Annotated in this window: 8 protein-coding genes; all 8 read left to right on the forward strand. The window is 41.6% G+C overall.

Translation table 11 applies throughout. From position 1 onward, the window contains the following. The first annotated feature begins 162 nt into the window (after positions 1 to 162). Genes NNN71_RS23560 through NNN71_RS23595 form a run of 8 tightly spaced genes read left to right on the forward strand, consistent with a single transcriptional unit; the run spans position 163 to position 4,828 of the window. Positions 163 to 1,380 carry a PrgH/EprH family type III secretion apparatus protein gene (locus NNN71_RS23560; RefSeq protein WP_271459477.1) on the forward strand — a complete coding sequence of 406 codons (1,218 nt, stop codon included), beginning with the start codon at positions 163 to 165 and terminating at the stop codon, positions 1,378 to 1,380. Position 1,381: 1 nt separating this feature from the next. After that, positions 1,382 to 1,645, forward strand: a complete 264-nt coding sequence (locus tag NNN71_RS23565) for a type III secretion system needle complex protein (protein ID WP_271459478.1) — start codon at positions 1,382 to 1,384, stop codon at positions 1,643 to 1,645. 15 nt (positions 1,646 to 1,660) lie between these two features. Further along, positions 1,661 to 1,963 (forward strand): type III secretion system inner rod subunit SctI, encoded by a 303-nt coding sequence (gene sctI / locus NNN71_RS23570; RefSeq protein WP_271459479.1) that lies wholly within the window; start codon positions 1,661 to 1,663, stop codon positions 1,961 to 1,963. Between the two features lie 2 nt (positions 1,964 to 1,965). Then, positions 1,966 to 2,838, forward strand: coding sequence for an EscJ/YscJ/HrcJ family type III secretion inner membrane ring protein (locus NNN71_RS23575; protein ID WP_271459480.1), 873 nt, complete (start codon positions 1,966 to 1,968; stop codon positions 2,836 to 2,838). After that, on the forward strand, positions 2,828 to 3,367 hold the full coding sequence (locus NNN71_RS23580; RefSeq protein ID WP_271459481.1) for a type III secretion apparatus protein OrgA/MxiK: 540 nt from the start codon (positions 2,828 to 2,830) through the stop codon (positions 3,365 to 3,367). Before NNN71_RS23575 ends, NNN71_RS23580 begins: the two co-directional genes overlap by 11 nt. After that, positions 3,348 to 4,061, forward strand: coding sequence for a hypothetical protein (locus NNN71_RS23585; RefSeq protein ID WP_271459482.1), 714 nt, complete (start codon positions 3,348 to 3,350; stop codon positions 4,059 to 4,061). Before NNN71_RS23580 ends, NNN71_RS23585 begins: the two co-directional genes overlap by 20 nt. Next, a complete protein-coding gene (locus NNN71_RS23590) occupies positions 4,048 to 4,248 on the forward strand; it encodes a hypothetical protein (RefSeq protein WP_167575695.1) in 201 nt (66 codons plus the stop codon). The genes NNN71_RS23585 and NNN71_RS23590 overlap by 14 nt, the downstream gene beginning before the upstream one ends. After that, positions 4,235 to 4,828, forward strand: coding sequence for a hypothetical protein (locus NNN71_RS23595; protein ID WP_271459483.1), 594 nt, complete (start codon positions 4,235 to 4,237; stop codon positions 4,826 to 4,828). Before NNN71_RS23590 ends, NNN71_RS23595 begins: the two co-directional genes overlap by 14 nt. The last annotated feature ends 157 nt before the right edge of the window (positions 4,829 to 4,985 follow it).

The raw sequence follows: 4,985 nt of genomic DNA on the forward strand, positions 1-4,985 counted from the left end.
TTATCATAGTGCTTTTTTTATGAAAAAATGATCGTTTTTGTCGTTGTTCGATTATGTTTTCATCACAATTGAATCATGATTTTTATCGTATCTCTGAGTACTATTACGTCATGATTGATGGGCTCGATGTCTATCATTTCTCACAGGATCATAAAACTAATTATGCTGGAAAAAAAACAAAACAATAATTCTGCGCGAAAAGTTGTAATTCGTTTGATTAATGGTTCGCTACGCGGGTGTGAGTTCACGCTTACGGCCGGGAGAACCGTATTCATCGTCTGTCATGCAGATGATATTAAGCAGCAACACCAGGGAACCCTCACCCCCGATAACACGATTTACATCCCCTGTAGCGTACCATCGCCCAATTTTGAAATCTTTGTGCCAGAGGATAAAGATAAGCTTCTTGTTTTACATGTATTTGACATTGATGGTGCGACTGAACAAGAAATTTCTGCGAACAAATTAATTGCTATCGGTGAGCAGAAGATCTGTTGGAGAGATGAAAAGGATGCTTTTGCCGACGATTTGTTAACCGATTATATTCATCAACAGTCACATGATGATGCTGAGCAAAATGATGATGTCAGAATGACCACCGGTAAAAGCCCTTGGTGGAAATTGGCTGCAGCTTTCGTCATTATTGGCTGCGTCTCCGCTGCCGGATACTCTTACCTGAACGAAACTCAGCGTCAAATTACTTCAGTTGCTGAATTTCTGGATAACAAGGTAGGCGACTACCATATTATCTATGGTAAGGACAGTATTATCTACATCCTCTCTGAAAGTGAAAGCGCGGCGCAATGGGCCATTCAGAGTATGATTCGAACGCCTTCGCCTTACCGCACTAAGATCTTGACAACCGACAATGAAGCACAGCGAATCGGCACATGGATAGAAAGCAACTGGCCACAGGTCAAGCTTCATCGTGTCAGACTTGATTATCCCGAGCATCCTATTATTGAGGTTAGTGCGGAGCGAACGAAATTATCTCCAGCGGAAATGAAGAGGTTTACTGATTCGATCGCCAAAAATATTAATTATGCTTCTGATATCTCAGTTAAGAGCATTTCTGACCAAAGCATTCGCCGCCAGGCTATCGATGGCCTCGAAAAATTGTCGCTCTCTTTTACAGAGGTAAAAAATAGCAACAGCGTGACGTTGGTTATTCGTGGAGCACTCGACGATGGTGAGCTTGAAAGATTAAAAACATTTATTACTCACTACTCCCAAATATGGAAAGGAGAGTATGTGCAATTTGCTATGGAGCTTAAAGATGATTGGCTGAAAGGTAAATCATACAAATATGGAGATCGCGGATATGTGAAGTTATCTCCGGGACATTGGTATTTTCCACGCAACATAAAAAAGGAACTATGAAATGAGTGATGTTAATTATGCAGAATCTGCCAGCTGGGATGGTTTTTTATCTGAGATGTCTGGATCGTTCGATACTGGTGTCGTAAATCTGAACACTGAACTGGAGGCCGCATTAGAATCGTTGACAGCCGATCCTTCAAACCCTGAGCTTTTGGCTAAATATCAGTCACGCTTATCAGAATATACACTTTATCGTAATGCACAGTCCAACGTGGTTAAAGTATATAAGGATGTGGCTTCAGCAATTATTACTAACTTCCGTTAATATGAGATTAATGTTATGAACTTTATTGTTAATCCTATAGAGGCATTCGCTGAGCAATCAAAAGACATCTCAATGGCAGATCCAACCTCTGTCACGTTGGAAGCTCGGATGATTCAGGCCTATGCCAAAACCTCAACATCATTTGAAGCTGAACAAAATGATGTGATCAATCGATTACAACAATCGAAAGTGACATCGGACCCTGCAGAGTTATTCAAGTTACAGCAGCGCACGTCAGATTATAACCTGCAAGTTTCTATGATCAGTACCTTAACTCGCAAAGGCGTCAGTGCGGTTGAAACTCTACTACGTTCCTGATAATGAAAAAATCATATTTATTTTTGCCATTAACAGTGTTGCTTCTTACCGGCTGTAAGGAAGAGCAATTACTCAAAGGTCTTGAGCAAAATCAAGCTAATGAGGTTATTGCTTTGTTGCAGCGGAATAACATCATGGCCGAGAAACTGAGCACGGCTAAAGAAGGTTTTGCCGTTTCTGTTAATGCCCGGGATTTTGCCGCTGCCGTTGATCTTATGGCTATGTATGGTCTACCCAGACCACCTGAGATCGAAATTGCACAGATGTTTCCTGCTGATTCTCTTGTGTCGTCTCCGCGAGCGGAAAAGGTCCGACTTTATTCTGGTATTGAACAACGCCTTGCCCAGTCGTTGTTAGCTATACGGGGAGTCGTCTCAGCCCGGGTACACGTTAGCTATGATATTGATGCAGGAGAAGGGAACAGCAGGAAAAAGCCTATCCATTTATCGTCGCTGCTCAATTACGATAATCAGATCACTGATACCTCGCTTTTGGTTGGGGATGTGAAACGTTTTTTGAAAAACAGCTTCGAGGATGTGGAATACGATAATATTTCGGTCATTTTGTCCAAAGTTGACAACGTCCAGCGGATAGCGCCAGCTATTGCGCCTGAGCGCTCTCCATCGTTGATGACCTGGTTATTTATCGTAGCTATGTTAGCAGTGAGTTTTGTATTAATCGCTGCGATGATATTCAAAAAGAGAGGGCATACATTAGCTTCCGCTTTAGGTAAGCATTCCATGCTCAATGGGAATAAGGGGCGGCACCAGCAAACGGGCGAGGCACAGGCTGAAATTAACCCCGAAGTTCAGAATAGCGTAGCGGTTTCCGATCAAAAATCTTCGTCGTCTGAAGGGAGGGAGAATGTACGCTGAAGCACAGCGGATACTTTATGACCCTGTATCCTGGATTCATCCACATCGATTTCCGGCGATAGAGAATTTATCATCAGTAAGATGTCAATCTGTATTGAATGACATTCTTTTAGAAGGGTTTAAGTTATCGACTGATTGCGTTGATCTTAATAATAGTCGTGAGCGTTATATAATTTCGCACTGGGCACTATTGCCCGGTGCGGCATTAATGGCTGCCTGCCATCGCCATCGGGCAAAACTTGCGCGCAGCGGCCTGATTGCAAAACTGGATAAGGTGACTCAGCAATTTGCGTTGTCTTGCCTTACCGAGTCAGAAAGCCAGGGTCATGAGAGATTAACAGCTCAGGAGTTAGTGCGGTTGGCCTGTCAGGAGGCAATGGCATTCAGTTGTTCAGTATCGGTATCAATACGAGAAAGAGTCCCATTGCTTTTTTCCTCTTCACCGCCGATTTCACATAGTGCAGTTTATAGTGAAAATGATGAACTGCTATTAAGGATGGCTATTCAGCATGCAAAACGAGCCTCATGATATTATTTTTCGAAATATTGCCGAAGATGTTTTATTGCCTGCAAGTAAATTATCCCTGATAAAGCGGTCGCATGACATTATTGCGCAGGCCAAAAAAAATGCCAGCAGGATAATTAAAGAGGCAGAAGCAGAATGCGAGCAAATCCGCCGTGAATCATATAGCGCTGGCTATGAACAAGGGTTGGTAATGTCTCTCAGTTCGGTCTGCCAATTCATTGACAATAGCGAAAAACATACTCAAGAAATGGAGGTGAAGATACGAAATGATCTGAAAAATACTTTGTCTGATATCATCAGCGAAGATGATTTTAATGTAAAGGTGGTTGAGCATTGGGCCGAAGGACTTGATAAAGGTGATGAATCTTTATCATTACATATCCTAATGCCTTATGCCAATCGAAAGCTAAAGGAAAGGTTTGCTCAGGCGATCAAAAAAAACCATTCCGGGGGCGTGATTTTTGAGTTCCACGATGAGCCTCGGTTCGTATTCAAATATAATAATCGATTGGCTGAGTTTTATCCTGAAGAGTTTATCTACGCTACCGTTGAAGCACTGACATCAAAATATACTTTTGCCGAGCGAAAGCGCGAAATATCTAATGAGGCCATCAGATATCTCCATGAACAGTTGAGCTTATTGTATCCACCGTTACAAGAAGAAGGCATTGCGGAGTTAACAGATGAACAATATTGATACAATCAGTAGTTACAACTCAGAAGTGGTCTTGCAAAATCATGTCGAGGAAATTAAAAGTCTCGATGAAAATATGAGTGAGTCGAAGACCGACCTGAATCTTGGCTTCTTGATGATGTATGAAGAATGGAAACAAAAGATTCTCTTATCCAATGGGATTAATGAGGATGAAAATGCTGAATGGTAAATTGTTGTATATGAAATGCAGTATTGCTATCAGTGTTATTTTGCTTGGCGGCTGTCAATCATTCCCGCCGAATAAAACGCTAATGGCAAGCCATCATCAAGAAGTTGTTGGCCCGGCATATCGTTGCGTCCCTGGAGAAGGCAAAATCAATAGTGTATTGCCGGCGACACTGTATGAGCATATGAATGCGTGCATTGTCAGAGAATCATGGAGTGATGCGGTATATTTGTATGCTCTGGCCGGGAGTTTAACATGGTATGACGCGGTTCAGGTAGATACGCAATTTGCGCGTTCCATGCACACTCGGTTGCTAAAAGAAAGTATTGATGCTCTTGATAATAACCAGCGAAATAATTTCTGGCTGCACATTCAAGCTACTATGTCAGACCTTACTCAAAAGACAGCATTATGTGAAAATCTCATTGCCTTAGGTGGACCAACATATCAACCTGATTATATGCTGTTATCTGCTTCTGTGAACGTAGAGAGAAGGGAGCCAATAGCGATGAACTGGGAAAAAGCCGTTTATTCATATATTGGTTGTGATAGTGAAAGTTACCTTGATGACTATTCTACATAAAAAATCAGCTATTCCTGGACATTGTGCATGTTTTTTTTCGTTTAAGATGTTTCAACTCCTTTCTTTTATTATATGGGTGTGTTAAAAAACAATAGGTTTGATGATTTGAGCTATCCTTTTATCTGCAATAAAATGCTTGAGTAAAAAATCATTGTGT

Source organism: Kluyvera sp. Awk 3 (genome assembly GCF_028069715.1).
In the GTDB taxonomy this organism is placed as follows: domain Bacteria; phylum Pseudomonadota; class Gammaproteobacteria; order Enterobacterales; family Enterobacteriaceae; genus Kluyvera; species Kluyvera georgiana_A.

Coding starts and splice junctions, on each gene's coding strand:
- NNN71_RS23560 (WP_271459477.1), top strand. CDS start 163: ATGCTGGAAAAAAAACAAAACAATAATTCTGCGCGAAAAGTTGTAATT.
- NNN71_RS23580 (WP_271459481.1), top strand. CDS start 2,828: ATGTACGCTGAAGCACAGCGGATACTTTATGACCCTGTATCCTGGATT.
- NNN71_RS23595 (WP_271459483.1), top strand. CDS start 4,235: ATGCTGAATGGTAAATTGTTGTATATGAAATGCAGTATTGCTATCAGT.
- sctI (WP_271459479.1), top strand. CDS start 1,661: ATGAACTTTATTGTTAATCCTATAGAGGCATTCGCTGAGCAATCAAAA.
- NNN71_RS23590 (WP_167575695.1), top strand. CDS start 4,048: ATGAACAATATTGATACAATCAGTAGTTACAACTCAGAAGTGGTCTTG.
- NNN71_RS23585 (WP_271459482.1), top strand. CDS start 3,348: ATGCAAAACGAGCCTCATGATATTATTTTTCGAAATATTGCCGAAGAT.
- NNN71_RS23565 (WP_271459478.1), top strand. CDS start 1,382: ATGAGTGATGTTAATTATGCAGAATCTGCCAGCTGGGATGGTTTTTTA.
- NNN71_RS23575 (WP_271459480.1), top strand. CDS start 1,966: ATGAAAAAATCATATTTATTTTTGCCATTAACAGTGTTGCTTCTTACC.